Raw genomic sequence first — 19236 nt, forward strand, 5'->3', positions numbered from 1 at the left:
TGATCATCACCCCATCAATTCAAAATGATACGAAGCAGCACTTAACGCGTATAACGGCGCCGTTTCTGTTCTTAAAATTCTTGGTCCTAAACTACATGGTACAAATTTATGTTCACGAAGCGCTGTAATCTCTTCCTCAGCTAAACCGCCTTCTGGGCCAAATACAATCAATAGCTTTTGACCTGGTTTCATTGTCGTTAAAGCTTTCGCAAAATTAGATTTCTCGCCTTGTTTTGCTTCCTCTTCGTAAGCAACAAGACAAGCATCATACTCACCACTCATTGAAAGCAATTGCTTAAATGATGCTGGAGCATGTACTTCTGGAATTTCACTTCTATGTGATTGTTCCGCAGCTTCTTTCACAATTTTTCTTAAACGCTCAACTTTTTTATCAGCTTTTTTCGCATCCCATTTTACGATAGAGCGAGATGCTTGAAATGGTAAGAATGCAGCTGCCCCAAGCTCAGTTCCTTTTTGAAAAATTAACTCTAGCTTGTCTCCTTTTGGCAGTCCACTTGCAATCGTCACGAAAACAGGAAGTTCACTTGACGCCTCTACCCATTCTACAATAGCCGTATTAATAAATTCACTGGTAATTTCATCAATTGAACATACTGCTGTTTTTCCATTTACACAGCAATAAATATGATCACCAGCTGACATACGCATCACTCTTGCGATATGATGTACGTCATCACCTACAATGCGAATACTTGTCTCATTTACATATTTCTCTTCTACAAAATAACGTTGCATATAATCACCTTAGTAGAGTTTCGTTCCTTTCGTAAGTCAACACTTACGAAAAGAACGAAACGTTATCATTTTTCATATAACAAACGGCAAGTCCCTCACCTTATAGTGAGAGACTCCCCTTTTCATTATAGACTAAAATCTATATTACGCATTTCGTGCAATAATTGCTACCCAATCTTCCATTCGTAACACTTCTTCAATTGTAAATCCAGCTTTTTCTAGCGCCTCAGAAATTACTTTTTCCTTCGCAGCAATAATGCCCGATGTAATAAATAATCCACCTGACTTCACAACTCTTGCTGCATCTTCAGGGAATACTAGAATAATTTCTGCTAATAAGTTAGCTACGATTAAATCAACAGGACCTTCAATACCTTCTAAAAGACTATTTTGTCCAACAGACACAATATCATCTGTTTTATTTAAACGTACATTCATTTCTGCACTTTCAACCGCAACCGGATCTAAATCATACGCTTGAACAGAAGACGCACCTAATTTTGCTGCTGCAATACTAAGTACACCAGAACCTGTTCCTACATCAATAATAGCGTCACCTGGCTGTACTGTTTTTTCTAAAGCACGGATACACATCGTTGTTGTTGGATGAGTTCCTGTACCAAACGCCATACCCGGGTCTAATTCAATGATTTTTTCATCAGGAGAAGATGGTGTATATTCTTCCCAAGTCGGTACGATTGTGAATGTATCAGAAATTTGTACTGGATGGTAATATTTTTTCCAAGCAGTAGCCCAATCTTCTTCATTGACTTCGTTAACGGTAATATTTCCAGTACCAATTTCGATGTCGTAAGATGGAAGCACATCAATAGATGATTTTACACCTGCAATCGTTTCATGTAAAGAATCGGTTTGCGGGAAATATGCTTTTATTAATACACCTTCCGCCGGATATTCATCTGGATTCAATGCATAAATTTCACCATATTGTTGCTCGCGCTCTTTCGTTAACTCCGCTGGATCCTCAATCGCAACTCCGCTAGCACCAGCTTCATGTAAAATATGAGAGACAGCTTCTACTGCTTCTTCTGTTGTATGAATACTAATTTCTGACCATTTCACAATTTACCAACTCCATTTTTTATTTCCATTATTCCCCTTTGAAAGCACGTTTAAGCTTTCCGAATAAACTATCATCCTGCTCTTCTTGTCCTGCAAATTCACGTAATAAATCTTTTTGCTGTGAAGTCAATTTCGTCGGTACAACAACACGAACGACTACATATTGATCTCCTTGACCGTATCCACGTACGTTCGGAGCACCTTTTCCTTTTAAGCGGAACTCTGTTCCAGTTTGTGTTCCTGCTGGGATTTTCAGCTTCACTTTACCATGAACAGTAGGGACTTCCACTTCAGCACCAAGTGCCATTTGTGCAAATGTTAATGGCATTTCGCAAATAATGTGGTCTCCTTCACGCTCGAAGAATTCATGATTTCTTACATGAACAACAACATATAAGTCTCCTGCTGGTCCGCCATTTACGCCGGCTTCACCTTTTCCAGACACACGAATTTGTTGACCATTATCAATACCCGCTGGAATTTTAACATTAATTTTTTTACGTTTACGAACTTTACCTGAACCGTGACATGTCGTACATTTTTCTTTAATAATTTGTCCAGTTCCTGAACAATGACCACAAGCTTGACGGTTTACGATACGACCAAACGGTGTGTTTTGTTCAACACTCACTTGACCAGAACCTGAACAATGTTTACATGTTTCTTTTGAAGTTCCTGGTTTTGCTCCACTACCTTTACAAGTATCACATGGATCTTCTACTGGAATTTCTACATTTAATTCCTTACCAAAAATAGCTTCTTCAAAATCTAAAGTGACTTGATATTGTAAGTCAGCGCCTTGGCGCGGAGCATTTGGATCACGACGTCTGCCGCCGCCACCGCCAAAGAAAGAACTAAATATATCTTCAAAACCGAAGCCACCACCGAAGTCTCCTCCGCCGCCAAATCCACCGAATCCTTGATTTGCACCAGCATGACCAAATTGATCGTACTGCGCACGCTTTTGATCATCACTTAACACTTCGTATGCTTCTTGTACTTCTTTAAACTTTTCAATTGCATTTTCTTCTTTACTTACGTCTGGATGGTATTTTTTAGCCAAACGACGATACGCTTTTTTTATTTCATCTGTTGAAGCGCCCTTGCTAAGTCCAAGGACCTCATAATAGTCTCGTTTACTCATAAATTTACAACCCCCGAATCTTTCACATAAACGTAATTTTAACACCGAAAGAAAGTGCTTTGCAACAAAGTTTCCTCACTTACAGTATGCAAAGCGAAAAACTTAAGATCCTCACACATCGCTTCTCATTCGTGAAAAAAGCCAAAGTCAAGGCACGCTTGACTTTGACTTTTTGTCATCTTACTTATTATGTTTACAGTTGAATTACTTGTCTTCTTTTACTTCTTCAAACTCAGCGTCAACTACATTGTCTTTCTTCGCGCCAGCGTCTTGTGCACCTTCTGCTTGACCAGCAGCTGCCTGAGCTTGCTCGTATAATTTAACAGTTAATTGTTGTACGATTTCTTGTAAAGCATCTTTTTTCGCACGAATTTCTTCAAGCTCGTTTTTCTCGATTGCAGCTTGTAATGCTTCTTTCGCTTCTGTTGCTTTTGCAACTTCAGCTGCATCTACTTTACCTTCTAAATCTTTTACAACTTTGTCTGTTTGGAATACAAGTTGGTCAGCTTCATTACGAAGTTCAACTTCTTCCTTACGTTTTTGGTCAGCGTCAGCATTTGCTTCCGCTTCTTGTACCATACGTTCTACTTCTTCATCAGAAAGACCTGAAGAAGATTGGATTGTAATAGCTTGCTCTTTGCTTGTTCCTAAGTCTTTCGCACGTACGTTAACGATACCGTTCGCATCAATATCGAATGTTACTTCGATTTGTGGAATACCACGTGGTGCTGGTGGAAGGTCAGTTAATTGGAAACGACCTAACGTTTTGTTGTCAGCTGACATCGGACGCTCACCTTGTAATACGTGAATGTCTACTGCTGGTTGATTATCAGCAGCTGTCGAGAATACTTGTGACTTACTTGTTGGAATTGTAGTGTTACGCTCGATTAATTTCGTGAACACGCCACCCATAGTTTCAATACCTAAAGAAAGTGGAGTTACGTCTAATAATAGAACGCCTTCTACATCACCAGTAAGTACGCCACCTTGAACTGCAGCACCTAATGCTACAACTTCATCAGGGTTTACACCTTTATATGGCTCTTTACCAGTTTCACGTTTAATAGCTTCTTGTACAGCTGGGATACGAGTAGATCCACCAACAAGAATAACTTTATCTAATTCGCTTGGAGCAATACCAGCGTCTTTTAATGCACGACGAGTTGGCTCTAATGTTCTTTCAACAAGACCTGCTGAAAGCTCTTCGAATTTCGCTCTTGTTAACGTTAATTCTAAGTGTAATGGACCAGCAGCTCCAGCACTAATGAATGGTAATGAAATTTGAGTTTGTGTTACACCAGAAAGATCTTTTTTCGCTTTTTCAGCTGCATCTTTCAAGCGTTGAAGCGCCATTTTATCTTGGCTTAAATCAATGTTATTTTCTTTTTTGAACTCAGCTACTAAGTGATCGATGATAACTTGGTCAAAGTCATCGCCACCAAGACGGTTGTCACCAGCAGTTGAAATAACTTCGAATGTGCCGTCTGCTAACTCAAGGATAGATACGTCAAATGTACCGCCACCTAAGTCATATACTAAGATTTTTTGTTCTTCGTCTTGTTTTTCTAAACCGTAAGCAAGTGCTGCTGCTGTTGGCTCGTTAATGATACGCTCAACTTCTAAACCAGCGATACGACCAGCATCTTTCGTTGCTTGACGCTCTGCATCGTTGAAGTATGCAGGTACTGTAATAACAGCTTTCGTTACTGTTTCACCTAAGTATGCTTCAGCAGAAGCTTTTAAATTTTGTAAAATGATTGCAGAAATTTCTTGAGGTGTATAATCTTTACCTTCAACTTCTACTTTGTAGTCTGTACCCATATGACGTTTAACAGACATGATTGTATTTGGGTTTGTAATTGCTTGGCGCTTTGCAACTTCCCCAACTTGACGTTCTTCATTTTTGAAAGCTACAACAGAAGGTGTTGTACGGTTCCCTTCTGGATTTGGGATAACCTTTGGTTCTCCACCTTCCATAACAGCTACACAAGAGTTTGTTGTACCTAAGTCAATACCGATAATTTTACTCATGGCGAATCCTCCTAGTTTTATGTAAATTATTGATTTACTTTTACCATTGATGGGCGAATCACACGGTCTTTTAATTTATAACCTTTTTGGAATTCTTCCACAACCGCGTTTGATTCAAATTCACTATCTTCCACTTGCATAATAGCTTGGTGTTCATTAGGATCAAACTGTTTACCAACAGCTTCAATCACTTCCACACCTTCTTTAGTCAGCGCTTCTAACAATTGACGATGCACCATCTCCATACCTTGTAACAATGATTTCGTTTGCTCATCAGTCGCTTCCACTTGCATTGCTCTTTCAAAATTATCAAGAGCTGGCAAGATGTCTGAAACTAGACTTTGTGCTCTATATTTTTCAGCAGCCTGTTTATCCATTTGGACACGGCGCTTATAATTTTCAAAATCAGCTTGTAGACGTAATGTGCGACCTTCCGTTTCCGTTAGTTTCGCTTGTAACTCATCTACTTTTTCTTGTAAAAGAGCAGCCTCACTTTTTTCTTCTACAGTTTCTTCACTGTTTTCTGGCGTGACAGCTTCTTCAACTTGCGCTTCTTTTACTTCTTCTACCACTTGTTCGTTACGCTCTTCCACAATATTCACCTCCTTGTATGTTTAAGTTAGGTTTTTAGGAAAGGGATTTACCTATAAACCCAAGGGTATTTTAACTATTGTAAGATACTCTTACTTGTAGATAGAGTGTTGCCGTTCACCTCCCTGAATCGTTGTATTCGTCTTGGAGACTGGTACCTCTATCTAATAAGTAGTTTACGAATGAGTTGGATGTTGCTGACCGTTGGTCATTCTTCGTATCTCTAACAAGGCAGTAACGCTTATTAGATTAGAGGATGTACAACTATCTTATAGCTATAAAATAAGGAGTGAACCTCATGTACTATGTCGGAATTGATATTGCCAAATTTAAACACTATGCTTCCATCATTGATCAAACAGGAAAAGCACTAACTAGACCCATTTCGTTTCAAAATCATACGGATGGTGGAAATAAACTTTTAGCCTGGATACATCAATACGTGGATAACCCTACCGATGTATTAATTGGAATGGAGGCAACCGGACACTATTGGCTAGCCCTCTATTCGTTTCTTTTAGAAAAAGGGTTTTCAGTCATTGTATTAAATCCTCTTCAAACCAATGCTTGGAGAAAGGGAACAGAAATTCGAAAGCGTAAAACAGATTCCATTGATGCAACCTTAATTGCAGACGTAATTCGCTTTGGAAGATTTACAGAAACCGCTTTAGCTGATGAAACAATGCTGGCATTAAAACAACTAAGTCGTTTCAGATATTCGCTTGTACATAGCGTGAGTGATTTAAAACGAAAAGCCATTGTGGTATTAGATCAAACATTTCCGGAATACCATACGGTATTCTCTGATATTTTTGGAAAAACATCCTCCGAAATTTTAATGGAATATACCACTCCCAGCGATTTTGAAAATGTCTCAATTGAACAACTAACTGAACTTATGGAAAAAGCTAGTCGGAAAAGAATTGGCGAAAATAAGGCGAAACAACTCCTACAAATCGCGTCCCAGTCCTTTGGTGTAAGATTTTGTAAAGATGCTTTTTCATTTCAATTAAAAATGTTACTCGAACAAATCAAATTTATTGAAGAGCAAATTAAGCATTGTGAACACCAGATGGGAGAGTATTTAGTTGAACTGGACACCCCTATCACAACCATACCTGGGATTGGCCCCATTTTAGGTGCCACAATTCTAAGTGAAATTGGTAATATTCATCGTTTTGATAAACCAGCTAAGCTTGTTGCCTATGCAGGAATTGATGCTTCCATTTCACAATCTGGGCAATATGAAGCATCAAAAGGTAGCATGTCTAAACGTGGCTCTTCACACTTACGACGTGCCTTATTTCAAGCTGCCATATCCGCCTATCGATGTGACCCAGTGTTACAAGCGTTTTATAAAAAAAAGAAAGCACAAGGAAAGCATTATTATGTTTGTATTGGCGCAGTAGCTAGGAAATTGTGTTACATTATTTATGCCATTTTAAAAAGTAATAAACCATATGAAATTCCACCACATATAGAATAAGTTATATACCACTCTCTATTTTTTCAGCCTTTCGATAAAGGCTTATTTCCTATGCTTTTTAAATTGAATACCCATATTTTCACTTTAATTTACAGTTGACTTTTCATAGTTGGTCTTAAAAGGTATTAGGTATCATGCATAGCATGATTACCTAAGCATTATATATTACACACAGCAATGAAAATTTCATCACTTGAGCGAATGTATTACTCTCATTTACTTTTTAAGCCCATCAGTAAATTGTCTCGTAAATAACTGTAACAAACTAATTACACGAGAATATTGCATTCTCGTAGGACCTAAAATAGCAATTGTTCCAAGTTGCTCTTCGCCGATCGAATATGTTGCAGAAATTAAACTACAATCCTCCATAGCCGTCGAAGAGTTTTCCCTACCAATTTTCACTTGAATCCCGACTTGTTTATGACGCAAAATGTCATAAAATTCGGCTTCATTATCAATCATGGTAAGTAAAGATCTAACCTTTTGAATGTCATGGAACTCTGGCTGCGAAAGCATATTTGCTTTTCCTCCAAAGTATATCTTTTCCGATAACGGAACTTGAAATGTACCATCCAACATTTTTATTGCACTATCGTAATTATGAACATACCCACGTAAAACTGTAACAATTTCCTTAAAGATTTTATTATGAAGTTCTTCCATCGGTACGCCAGATAGCTTTTCATTTAAAATATTAACCATTTTTTCTAAATCTGATAAATCAACAGATTCCGGAACGGTAATCGTTTTACTTTGTACATGCCCTGTATCGGTTACAATAATAGCGACTGCAGTTTGACGATCAAGCGGCACAATTTGTACATTTTTAAGTTTATTTGTACTTAACTTCGGTCCAAGAACAATTGCCGTATAATTCGTAAGTTCTGATAAAATTTGAGCAGATTGCTGTGCAATTTTTTCCGCTTCAAAAATTCTTTCAGCAAATAAATCTTTAATTTGTACAATTTCAGCGTTCGGTAAGTTTTGCGGCGCTAAAAGATGGTCTACATAAAATCGGTAGCCTTTCTCAGAAGGAACACGTCCAGAAGAACTGTGCGTTTTTTCAATAAAGCCTAATTCTTCTAAGTCCGCCATTTCATTTCGAATAGTAGCTGAACTAAATGTGATTTCATCTTTTTTAGCCAACGTTCTAGACCCAACGGGCTGCGCTGATCCAATAAAGTCATCAATAATTGTTTGTAAAATTAAGAGCTGACGTTCCGTAAGCATCTCATCATCACCTCTGTTAGCACTCTTTGTCTTTGAGTGCTAAATCTATTAATAACTTACCAAAATTGACATTCAATTGTCAACGGAAACGTCACGAAATAATGAAACTTTTTCACGCCTATGGAACATTTAATTAGTCAATCAAAAATGATTGGAATACTTCATTCCCTAATAATTTTCCTTTTCGCGTTAAACGCACATGTCCATCTTCCTCTTCAAGCAATCCCTGCTCTTGGTTGCTTTGTAACTGCTTCGCGAAAACTTGATCCATCTCTACATTAAATTTATTGCGGAACGCCGTTTTAGAAACACCTTTTGTTTTTCGAAGCCCTAAGAACAGCTCTTCTTCCATTCTTTCTTTCTCCGTCACTTTGTGAACATCTAAATACGGAAATCCTGTTTCATCAATTTTATTAAAATATTGCTTCAGAGGACCAACATTTTGAATACGTTCTCCGTTCACATAACTATGAGCTCCAGCTCCAAATCCATAATACTCTTCATTATTCCAGTATGTGAGATTATGTCTACTTTTATTGTCACCTTTTGAGAAATTACTAATTTCATACTGGTTATAACCGTGTTTCTCCATTTCATCCATTACTATTTCATACATTTTCGCTTCATGGTCTTCACCCGGAAGACGTAATTTTCCTTTGTTCATTAAGTTATAAAACACTGTTTTTGGCTCCACAATTAATGAATATGCCGAGAAATGTTGTACACCAAGCGTAAAAGCAATATCTAATGTTTCTTTTACATCTTCTATCGTCTGTCCTGGCAAAGCATAAATAATATCTACATTAATATTTTTAAAGCCTACTTCCTGTGCCTCTCGAATCGCGAGGAATGCATCTTCCCTCGTATGCTTGCGCCCGATCTTCTCAAGAAGTTCATCACGGAACGTTTGCACACCAAAACTAATTCGATTTACTCCACCTTCTAGCAGTACATTTAGCTTCTCTTTCGGTAAATCTCCTGGATTCGCTTCAAATGTTAATTCACAATTCGGGGCGAACGGACGCAAATGACGATTAATAATCTCGAGTAATTTTTTTGTCTGTTCCATATTTAACGCTGTCGGAGTTCCCCCACCCACAAAAATCGTTTTCATACTATCAAATGGAACTTTTTGAACCGTATTTATTATTCCCTTCTCTAAATAATCTAAATATTGATCAACCGGTTGGCGTTCAATAAACACTTTATTAAAATCACAATAGTGACAAATGTGCTGACAAAACGGAATATGAATGTATGCAGCTTGTACCAAATATAACTCCTACCTTTCTAAAAAGAAAACCTCCGCACTCCGGAGGGTTCTCTACTTCTCTAACGTATTACGAATTTGTTCCATTCGCATTTTTCCCCAATCATACATCATTTCAACGATCGGTAAAAGTGACATGCCTAGTTCCGTCATATAATACTCAACGCGAGGAGGAATTTCGGGATATACTGTCCGATCAACAATCCCATCTTCCATTAACTCTTTTAATTGGTTCGACAAAACTTTATGAGAAATGCTTGGGAATAACCGTTGTAATTCACTGAAACGATGCGGCCCTTCCACACCAAGATGCCACAGTATCACAACTTTCCACTTTCCACTAATAATAGAAAGCGTCAATTCCTTTTCACAATTAAAATTACCATTTTGTATTTTATCTTGAATATCTTTTCGAATATTTTCGGACATTAACAATCTCCTAACTCTATATGAACTAAAAAGCTCTCTCATTATTGTAAATGAGAGCTGCTCAGATGTCTAAAAAGTAATTATACAGAAAAAAGAAGCCGCACAAACGACTTCTTTTTTATTTCAAATATTAGTTGTCATCCATTTTCAGTACAGCCATGAATGCCTCTTGCGGTACTTCTACAGAGCCAACAGACTTCATACGTTTTTTACCTTCTTTTTGCTTATCAAGAAGTTTACGCTTACGAGAAATGTCACCGCCGTAACATTTTGCAAGTACGTTTTTACGCATCGCTTTAATTGTAGAACGTGCTACAACTTTATTTCCGATAGTCGCCTGAATTGGCACTTCGAACTGTTGTCTCGGAATTAATTCTTTTAATTTCTCTACGATTACTTTACCACGGTCATACGCTGAATCACGGTGTACGATAAATGATAAAGCATCCACTTGTTCATTATTTAAAAGAATATCCATTTTCACAAGTTTAGATGGCTTATAGCCAATTAACTCGTAGTCAAATGATGCATACCCTTTCGTATTTGATTTCAATTGATCGAAGAAGTCATATACGATTTCTGATAACGGGATTTCATATGTTAATGTAACACGCGTTTCATCTAAATATTGCATATCAATAAACGTTCCACGTTTACCTTGGCAAATCTCCATTACAGCTCCAACATAGTCATTCGGAACCATAATTGAAGCCTTCACAAACGGCTCTTCTACACGATCGATAGACTGTGGATCTGGCATATTAGATGGGTTATCAACAATAACATCTTCACCGTTAGTTAAATAAACTTTATAAATAACGCTTGGCGCTGTTGTAATTAAGTCAATCTTAAATTCACGTTCAATACGTTCTTGAATGATTTCCATGTGAAGAAGCCCTAAGAAACCACAACGGAAACCAAATCCTAGCGCTTGAGATGTTTCTGGTTCAAACTCAAGAGCAGAATCGTTTAACTCTAATTTTTCTAATGCATCACGTAAATCGTTATAACGAGCAGAGTCAATTGGATACAGACCACAGAATACCATCGGGTTTAACTTACGGTAACCTGCTAACGGCTCTGCAGCTGGACGTTTCGCATGTGTAATCGTATCACCAACACGTGTGTCACCAACATTTTTAATCGATGCTGCTAAGAAACCTACATCACCTACTGTTAACTCGTCACGTTGCGTAGTTTTCGGTGTAAATACACCTACTTCTGTTACTTCAAATTCTTTACCCGTTGCCATCATACGTACTTTATCGCCAACTTTTACTGTTCCATTTACAACACGGATATAAGCAATTACACCGCGGTACGGATCATATAAAGAGTCGAAAATCATACATTGTAATGGCTCTTCTGAATCACCCGACGGAGCTGGTACTTTTTCAACAATTTGTTCTAAAATTTCTTCAATACCAATTCCAGCTTTCGCAGAAGCAAGTACCGCTTCTGATGCATCTAAACCAATTACATCTTCTACCTCTTGACGTACACGTTCTGGATCCGCACTCGGTAAGTCGATTTTATTAATAACTGGTAAAATTTCCAAATTATTATCAAGCGCTAAGTATACGTTTGCTAACGTTTGCGCTTCAATACCTTGCGCTGCATCTACTACAAGAATCGCGCCTTCACAAGCCGCTAAACTACGAGATACTTCGTACGTAAAGTCGACGTGTCCTGGTGTATCAATTAAATGAAGAATATACTCTTCACCATCTTTTGCTTTATAGTTTAATTGTACTGCGTTTAATTTGATTGTAATACCACGCTCACGCTCTAAATCCATAGAGTCAAGCAACTGAGCTTTCATTTCACGTTGTGTTAACGCGTTTGTTTTCTCTAAAATACGGTCTGCTAACGTTGATTTTCCGTGGTCAATATGAGCAATAATAGAGAAATTACGAATTTTGGACTGTCTTTTTGCTCTTTCTTCTTTATTCATCTATGTTCTCAACTCCTAATAGTCTCGCCAATATACACTAGCACTGATTATATCAATAGAGCAACAAAGATTCAATGAAAACTCGTGCTGCTTACGATACAAATCATTCTATCTATATCTTATGCGAATAAACCATAAGAGACAAACCCTTTTCAAATTTTAAAACGGCTGTCTTACAAACCAGTAAAACAACCGCCTCCCATGTTACTCTTAGCTAAAAATTCCTTTTATTTTCCCAACAACGATATCCGTTCCGAACTTCGTCATTTCATAAGCTACACTAGCTACTGCCATCCCAATTCCTTCTACAACATTAAAACTTCTTAAACGTTCTAACTGTTGTTGTTTTTCTGAGGCCGAAAACGAGCTACCCAAAATTTCTGATTCAGCACCTGTACTTTCTGTCCCTGTCATATGAGCTATTTGTTCATATGACAGTTGCTGATAGCCTTTCATACTTTTCAAACCATGATTAGCAAGTGCCACTCCTGCTATCATCATAAGTAAACATAAAGCCACACTACATATACACAAAAGCGTAAAGCGACTCAAACGATAATCATCTGTTCCCCTCAATGTGTATATGCTCCCGTATTATCTTGATCAATTTGATGATGCAGCGCCGCATTTAAACCACTCGCTATTACATTCGCCATATCCTCAATAAAAGTATCTACTTCTTTTGGGGTTACCATTAAATTATGACCAAGAGGAGATAGCACTTCATAAATCAGCCTTCTTTTTTCTTCTTCTTCTAACGTACCAACAGCACCTAAAAACATATTTCTGCTCTTTTCATCCGGCATATCTTCTTCCGTTAATTTTTTCTTTTCTCCAAATGAAAATCCCGCTGGTAACAAAGAGCGTGAAGGTTTATTTCCTTCTTTCATCTCTCGGCCGAAATGTTTCAAAATAAAATCAATCGTATCACTTGTAATCGAAACAGCATCGACCACAGTCGGAACACCAATCGCGATTACAGGGATACCTAATGTGTCTTTACTTAGTTCTTTACGTTTATTCCCAACCCCCGATCCGGGATGAATTCCAGTATCAGAAATTTGTATCGTGCTATTTACTCGTTCAATAGAACGGGCAGCTAATGCGTCAATCGCAATTACAAAGTCCGGGTTCGTCTTCTCAATAATCCCATAAATAACATCGCTCGTTTCGATCCCTGTAATTCCCATTACCCCCGGCCGAATTGCACTAACAGGCCTAAACCCTTCTTCTACACTTTCAGGCTGTAATTGAAACAAATGTCTCGTTACTAATACATTTTCTACAACTATCGGTCCAAGAGCATCTGGTGTTACATTCCAATTCCCAAGACCTACAATTAAACAGCTTGCTTCTTTTGTAACGCCAACCTCTTCTAAGAAATTAGAAAATTCTTTTGCAAAAATACGCTCCACTTTTTGTTGAAGTTCTGTATCTTGCTGACGTATACCTTGAACTTCAAGCGTTAAATAATTTCCAGGCTTTTTACCCATCGCTTCAGAGGCAGCTTCATCAATTGTTACTTTTGTAATTATAGTCCCCTCTTCTTCTCTCTCTTTTACAATAACTCCCTGTATCCCTTTTTGTTCCTCTTGGCTTTCTTGCAACATTTGATGGGCTTCTACAGCAAGGTCAGTTCTAATGCTATATTTACTTAAATCTAATGGTTCTTTCATCGTATCTCCTCCGTAATTCATAGTAAATATCGTTAGATTTCCCAAAGTTATATAAGGTCATTCTTTCCTTTACGTGAAATTTCATGGATATACTATTGCAATTCTCTTCACCGTTTGATAGAATATCACTTGTTCTATGTAAGAATCGAGTCATTCGATTGCACCAGGGAGGTGAAAAGTATGGCAAACATCAAATCTGCTATCAAACGCGCTAAACTTAGCGAAGAGCGTCGTGCACATAACGCTTCTATCAAGTCTGACATGCGTTCTGCTGTTAAAACTGTAGAAGCTTTAGTTACTAATAACGATCTTGAAAATGCTAAAGAAGCTTTCAAAACTGCTTCTAAAAAACTTGACAAAGCAGCTCGTAAAGGTCTTATCCACCAAAACGCTGCAGCTCGTCAAAAATCTCGCTTAGCGAAACAAGTAAACGCGTAAGGCGTTTAAAAAACGATCCATTTGGATCGTTTTTTTGTGTCATCACATATGATTTAATCGCATTAAGAAAAACTCGAGCACAAGTTTCTTATCCATCTTTCCCGCCTTCATACTATAATCAGCTTCCGCTAATTCTATAATCACTTTTTTTAATTCTTCAAAAGAGAAAAACTTCGTTTGATTCATTGCCAACTTCACGCGATACGGATGTACACCAATATGAGACGCAATTTGATTTTGTCCATAACCACGTTGCTGTAGCTCTTTCACTTGATACAACAAGCGGAATTGACTCACTAATAACGCAAGCAATTTAATCGGCTCTTCCTGCTGCGTAAATAATCCATCCAAAATTTGCATTGCACCTGCAATATCTTTTTTCACCACTTTTTCTGTCAAAGCGAATACATTTTGCTCAACGGATTTTGGTACAAGCTCTGCAACAAGTTTCGTCGTAATCTCTCCGCCCATACCGACGTATAACGTTAACTTGTCCATTTCCTTCGCCAACATTGTTACATTACTTCCCACAAGCTCTAGCAACAAACTAACAGCCGCGTTATCAATATGCACATGCACTTCATCTGCACGAGCAACAATCCACTTCTGAACATCCTGTATTTGCATCGCATTTGCTTCTACTACATCTGCTGTTTTCTTTAATAGTTTTGTAATTTTTTTTCGCTCATCAAGTTTTTCGTAAGGCGCAACAAAAACAAGAATAGAAAATGGAGAAGGTTCACCAATGTATTCTTCTAAAATTTTTATATTTTGCTCTAACTTTTCTTTTTGAGAAGTCAAAAATAGCGGTGATTTTATTAACAGTACTTTCCGTTCTCCGAAGAAAGGAAGCGTACGCGCATCCTCAACCACATCTTCTAAATACGCTTCTTCTAAATCGTATGTCACAACATTAAACTCTCGATCTTCTTCAAGTGCTTCTGTCGTAATAAGCTTTATCGTTTCATTTATAAAAAAAGCTTCCGTTCCATATAGTAAATATAACGGAGCAAACTGTTTCTTTTTAATTTTTTTATGTATATCACTCATACTTTTTCCTACTCCCTAACTTGGCAATATATATTTATACTAATGCCCTAGCTTTTGTTTTACAAGTACAAAGGAACAGGCTTTATAACCCGTCCCTTTATTTATATTAAACGCCACGCAATAAGCCCCGGGTTTCTTATTGGTGTGCGGTAATCACCTTCCCTTTATTATTCGCAATAAAAATTTGAGTATAAGTGCCAACTGTTAACATGCTTGGAAACGAAAAACTCACATTACTTCATGATTTAAAAGTAGCAAAAAAGCTCGTTTTCTCTTCATATGGAAATTGTAGATTTTTTTCTGACAATATTTTATACTAAAGTGGAATGTTGGGGAGGGATTCTAAATGAATGATTTTGAACAAAACGTTCAAAGTAAACGCAATGACGCTATTGATTCAGGGGTAGGATTTATCGTCTCATTTGGTTTTTTCGCAACACTTTTCATCATTGCAACTGTTATTAAATTTATCGGTTCTTAAAGACTGCCACTTCATGGCAGTCTTCTCTTTTTCATCTATTATGTGTTTTATCATATGTGATTTTACTTTTAAAGGTTCCATTTTCCCCTTTAAAAACATAGGAAATAGCACCTTGCTTGTCCGTGCGCCATATCGCACTCCCCATCTTCTCAAAACGCTCTATCACTTCTTTATGCGGGTGTCCATACCTATTCTGCTTACCAACAGATATAATCGCTACACGAGGCTGTATGACGTTCAAAAAAGGCTCTATAGATGACGTATTACTCCCATGATGAGCAACTTTTAAAACATCCACTTGTAAATCTGGATATGCCTCTACTAAAATCTTTTCCCCTTCTTCTTCCAAATCGCCTGTAAATAGCCACTTCAACCCTCCAAATTTTGCCCATATTACAATTGAAGCGTTATTTTCGCTTTTTTCTTTTCCTTTTGGAGCTAAAACGAAAAATTCCGCTTCATTTACACTCCAACTCGCCCCTTCCCCCACTTCAGTTATTTTCATTTCCTTTTCTAATGCCTGTTTCTTGACTACTTTTTCTAATACTGCATCTTTTCCCTTTCGGCCAAATACCACTTCTTTTACAGGTATATGTGATAATAATTCTTGCGCAGCACCTATATGATCTGCATCTCCATGCGTTACGATTAATTTATCAATTGTTTTAATACCTTCTTTTTGTAAAAAGGGTATTAAAACATCATTCCCAACAGAAAATTCATGCTTTTTTTGTTGCCATTCTTCCTTATTCACACGAAGCGTTCCACCTGTATCAATAAGATAAATCCCTTTATCATACGGAAGGCGAATTAATATTGCATCACCTTGTCCAACATCAATAAATGTTACACTTCCACTTCCCCTAAAATATGGATATACATAATGACATGTGCTAATAAAAATAAATACACTCGCAACTATACAAACCATTTTTTTCGGCGCTCTTCTTTCCCAAACCATCAATATACTGACAATACTCGCGCAATATACAGCTACAAGATTGAAGGGCGTTTCCCCGAAGATAAGCTGGGTAAATGGTAAACTTTCACAATAACTTAGAAAATCATTAGACATACTCAAGCCTATTGATAATACATCCGCAAATCCTTTTGCGAGAAACGGGACAATTGGCATACACAGTAAAATAATAATGCTACATGGTAATACAATGATAGATAAAAACGGAACGTATAAGAGATTGAGGAGAATGCTATATGGAGAAAAATAACCAAAGTGATATAACAAAATCGGAGTACTAACGAGCTGTGAAATGATAGAAATATAAATAGAATTTCGGATTACTCCGTTGCTACTCCCTAACAATAACGGAGCAGACAAAAGTAAAGCGAAGCTACCTACAAAAGAAAACTGAAATCCAATATTAAAAACAAGATAAGGGTCATATATAAGCATACATATAGCTGTTACACTTAAAGCATCTAAACTAGATAAACGAATCGAGCACATAAAAGCAATCAACATCAAAACCCCTGTTATAGAAGCTCTTATAACAGAGGGTGAAGCCCCTGCTAAAACCATATACAAAGGAATACAAATGATAAGGCAAATTGTTGCTACCTCCCTCGTCGCACCGCTTCTTAGCAAAATAAAATATACTATCACCATCAACAATACAATGTGTGAACCTGAAATTGCTAACAAATGTACAAGGCCAAATTGTTGATATTGCTCTTCCACTTCAAACGTCATTTGTTGTCTATCACCAAAGAGTAATGCATTCATAAAAGCACCTGATTGCTCTGGAAACATTTCTGTAACTTTCGAGATTGCTTGTTGCCTTAAAAGAAGAATCCATTGCGTGAGCGACAATGATGTTTTATAGCATTCAGAAATATATGTAGCCTCAAATGTGAAATGAATATGTTGCTTGTATAAATAATCACGGTAATTAAAACCATGAAAATTCCGAGCTGTTTCCGGTTCTTTCCTCTCACCCTCGAATACACATGATATCCCTGCGTATAATTGTTGCATTTTTTTCTTTTCCAAAGCTGATTTTATTCTATAACTTAACTGCACTATATTTTTATTCTGATCTTCAAATTGAAAAGATAGGCGATCCCCATTAACAAGCGGTGTGTTTTGTATAACCCCTCTTGTAACTGCATAGGGCTTCCCTAGAGGCTTATTCCATACTTGAACATAGGAAGTGTATATAACGCTACTAAAGCACGCTACAATACAAAAAATGAAGGTTTTACGCGAAGTGCGATATAAACAGAAGAAAACATTTAAAAAGAGGCAAAAAACTATCAATAAAAGTGACGAGGAAAAGGCAATTGCAATCCCTATTATAAACGAGATTGCAACATACCCCCATTGTTCTTGCAACTTATACTCACTCCTTATAGCATCATTTTTGCTTTCGTGAATACATGCTGTAATTCTTCCATTGATAAATTATCTTTTTCTAAAGACACAAATAATTCTTTCAACTCTGTATAACGTTTTTGATCCTCTAATGCAGCAATATCATATTCTAGCGGAACGTGTTTCACTGTTACATTCGCTTGTTCAAATAACTCTATGGCGTATGGATGATTTTTATAATCCTGCGCATAATAAACCGCTGTAATACCACTTTGAATAATTGCCTTACAACATTGTAAACAAGGGAAATGCGTAACGTAAATTTCTGCTTCCTCTGTTTTCGCACCAAACTTGGCACATTGTAATAAAGCATTCATTTCGGCATGAATTGTCCGAACACAATGATTATCGATTACGTAACAACCATCATCTATACAATGTACGCCACCTTTAATTGAACCATTATATCCACCAGCAATAATTCGTTTATCGCGAACGATTGTCGCTCCTACCGCAAGCCTTGTACATGTACTACGCAAAGATAGTAGATGGCTTTGCGTCATAAAATATTGATCCCATGAAATTCGTTCCATATTTTTCACCTACTTTTTTGTCTACTTGTAGTGTAGCGAAAGAAGAAAAACTTCGTCAATCTTTTACGGAATAATAATTTGATCTTTTATCTTTTCAAGAGACTTCGCACCAATCCCATCAATCTCTAATAAATCTTCTATTTTCTGAAACGGACCATGTTCTTCTCGATATTTCAAAATACTTTCTGCCTTTCGAGAGCCAATCCCTGTAATTTTTTCTAGTTGTTCTTTCGCCGCTGTATTTATTCGAATCTTGCCATCTTCCTTAGAAGAAGTAAGCACCCCTTGTTCTGATTCATTTTTACTCGGTATATAAAGAAGCATTTGATCTTGTACAATTTGTGCTAAATTCACTTTTTTCATATCTACTTCTGATAAAAAACCACCAGCCTTTTGAACCGCATCCTTTACGCGATCTCCTTCCTTCATTTCATATACCCCTTCTTTACTAACCGCTCCTTTCACATCAATTATAATTGTTCTTTTCTGTTCCTTTGTATCCGATATTTTCGGTTTACCCTTTTTTTCGATCTCCTTCTCTTGTACATTCATTGTAATAGGCATTCGTTCTACACTCTGATTCGTTTTCCAAAAAACAAGAAAAAGTAAAGTTCCAATAATAGCTACTAAACCTAACCACTTTTTCGGAAAATCCCACATCATTTTACACCTCTAATCATAAATTTATA

The 19236-nt window shown here is 37.2% G+C and carries 18 protein-coding genes; 3 read left to right on the plus strand and 15 right to left on the minus strand.

Features of this window, described 5'->3' with window-relative positions:
- Positions 1–6: 6 nt before the first annotated feature.
- From AC3WVZ_RS20255 to grpE, 5 genes are all read right to left on the minus strand, one after another.
- Positions 7–756: a 16S rRNA (uracil(1498)-N(3))-methyltransferase gene (locus AC3WVZ_RS20255; RefSeq protein ID WP_001190154.1), complete on the minus strand. Its 750-nt coding sequence runs from the start codon at positions 754–756 to the stop codon at positions 7–9.
- Between the two features lie 144 nt (positions 757–900).
- Positions 901–1839 (minus strand): 50S ribosomal protein L11 methyltransferase, encoded by a 939-nt coding sequence (gene prmA, locus AC3WVZ_RS20260; protein WP_233935313.1) that lies wholly within the window; start codon positions 1837–1839, stop codon positions 901–903.
- Positions 1840–1867: 28 nt separating this feature from the next.
- On the minus strand, positions 1868–2983 hold the full coding sequence (gene dnaJ, locus AC3WVZ_RS20265) for a molecular chaperone DnaJ (RefSeq protein WP_000043946.1): 1116 nt from the start codon (positions 2981–2983) through the stop codon (positions 1868–1870).
- 204 nt (positions 2984–3187) lie between these two features.
- A complete protein-coding gene (gene dnaK / locus AC3WVZ_RS20270) occupies positions 3188–5014 on the minus strand; it encodes a chaperone protein DnaK (RefSeq protein ID WP_233935314.1) in 1827 nt (608 codons plus the stop codon).
- A gap of 26 nt (positions 5015–5040) precedes the next feature.
- Entirely contained in the window at positions 5041–5607 is a 567-nt protein-coding gene (grpE, locus tag AC3WVZ_RS20275; protein ID WP_000392711.1) for a nucleotide exchange factor GrpE, read from the minus strand.
- Positions 5608–5903: 296 nt separating this feature from the next.
- Between grpE and AC3WVZ_RS20280 the strand changes: the two genes are divergently transcribed.
- Complete coding sequence (locus tag AC3WVZ_RS20280; protein ID WP_078187060.1) at positions 5904–7091, plus strand: IS110 family RNA-guided transposase; 1188 nt, start codon at positions 5904–5906, stop codon at positions 7089–7091.
- Between the two features lie 216 nt (positions 7092–7307).
- On the opposite strand, the gene hrcA is transcribed toward AC3WVZ_RS20280, so the two are convergent.
- The 6 genes from hrcA to gpr form a co-directional block, all read right to left on the minus strand.
- On the minus strand, positions 7308–8324 hold the full coding sequence (gene hrcA, locus AC3WVZ_RS20285; protein WP_000954941.1) for a heat-inducible transcriptional repressor HrcA: 1017 nt from the start codon (positions 8322–8324) through the stop codon (positions 7308–7310).
- 133 nt (positions 8325–8457) lie between these two features.
- On the minus strand, positions 8458–9597 hold the full coding sequence (hemW, locus tag AC3WVZ_RS20290; RefSeq protein WP_233935316.1) for a radical SAM family heme chaperone HemW: 1140 nt from the start codon (positions 9595–9597) through the stop codon (positions 8458–8460).
- Positions 9598–9648: 51 nt separating this feature from the next.
- The gene (locus tag AC3WVZ_RS20295; protein WP_001293539.1) at positions 9649–10023 is read right to left on the minus strand and encodes a winged helix-turn-helix transcriptional regulator; all 375 of its coding nucleotides are present in this window, start codon (positions 10021–10023) and stop codon (positions 9649–9651) included.
- 130 nt (positions 10024–10153) lie between these two features.
- Positions 10154–11977 carry an elongation factor 4 gene (gene lepA, locus AC3WVZ_RS20300; RefSeq protein WP_001030951.1) on the minus strand — a complete coding sequence of 608 codons (1824 nt, stop codon included), beginning with the start codon at positions 11975–11977 and terminating at the stop codon, positions 10154–10156.
- A gap of 210 nt (positions 11978–12187) precedes the next feature.
- Positions 12188–12553, minus strand: a complete 366-nt coding sequence (locus AC3WVZ_RS20305; RefSeq protein ID WP_001215037.1) for a YqxA family protein — start codon at positions 12551–12553, stop codon at positions 12188–12190.
- Entirely contained in the window at positions 12550–13653 is a 1104-nt protein-coding gene (gene gpr / locus AC3WVZ_RS20310; RefSeq protein ID WP_000662618.1) for a GPR endopeptidase, read from the minus strand. The genes AC3WVZ_RS20305 and gpr overlap by 4 nt, the downstream gene beginning before the upstream one ends.
- Positions 13654–13833: 180 nt before the next feature.
- On the opposite strand from gpr, the gene rpsT reads away from it, so the two are divergent.
- The gene (gene rpsT, locus AC3WVZ_RS20315; protein WP_001274011.1) at positions 13834–14091 is read left to right on the plus strand and encodes a 30S ribosomal protein S20; all 258 of its coding nucleotides are present in this window, start codon (positions 13834–13836) and stop codon (positions 14089–14091) included.
- A 42-nt stretch (positions 14092–14133) separates the two neighbouring features.
- Here the strand turns inward: rpsT and holA are convergent, their stop codons facing one another.
- Positions 14134–15141: a DNA polymerase III subunit delta gene (gene holA, locus AC3WVZ_RS20320; protein WP_233935317.1), complete on the minus strand. Its 1008-nt coding sequence runs from the start codon at positions 15139–15141 to the stop codon at positions 14134–14136.
- Between the two features lie 346 nt (positions 15142–15487).
- On the opposite strand from holA, the gene AC3WVZ_RS20325 reads away from it, so the two are divergent.
- A complete protein-coding gene (locus tag AC3WVZ_RS20325) occupies positions 15488–15622 on the plus strand; it encodes a YqzM family protein (RefSeq protein ID WP_000997609.1) in 135 nt (44 codons plus the stop codon).
- A 31-nt stretch (positions 15623–15653) separates the two neighbouring features.
- Here the strand turns inward: AC3WVZ_RS20325 and AC3WVZ_RS20330 are convergent, their stop codons facing one another.
- The 3 genes from AC3WVZ_RS20330 to AC3WVZ_RS20340 all read right to left on the minus strand — a co-directional run bounded on the left by AC3WVZ_RS20330 (position 15654) and on the right by AC3WVZ_RS20340 (position 19210).
- The gene (locus AC3WVZ_RS20330) at positions 15654–17975 is read right to left on the minus strand and encodes a DNA internalization-related competence protein ComEC/Rec2 (protein WP_065382139.1); all 2322 of its coding nucleotides are present in this window, start codon (positions 17973–17975) and stop codon (positions 15654–15656) included.
- 14 nt (positions 17976–17989) lie between these two features.
- Positions 17990–18547: a ComE operon protein 2 gene (locus AC3WVZ_RS20335; protein WP_000439770.1), complete on the minus strand. Its 558-nt coding sequence runs from the start codon at positions 18545–18547 to the stop codon at positions 17990–17992.
- A gap of 63 nt (positions 18548–18610) precedes the next feature.
- Positions 18611–19210 (minus strand): helix-hairpin-helix domain-containing protein, encoded by a 600-nt coding sequence (locus AC3WVZ_RS20340; RefSeq protein WP_000989932.1) that lies wholly within the window; start codon positions 19208–19210, stop codon positions 18611–18613.
- Positions 19211–19236 lie beyond the last annotated feature (26 nt).

It is taken from the genome of Bacillus sp. CPT56D-587-MTF, assembly GCF_058792335.1.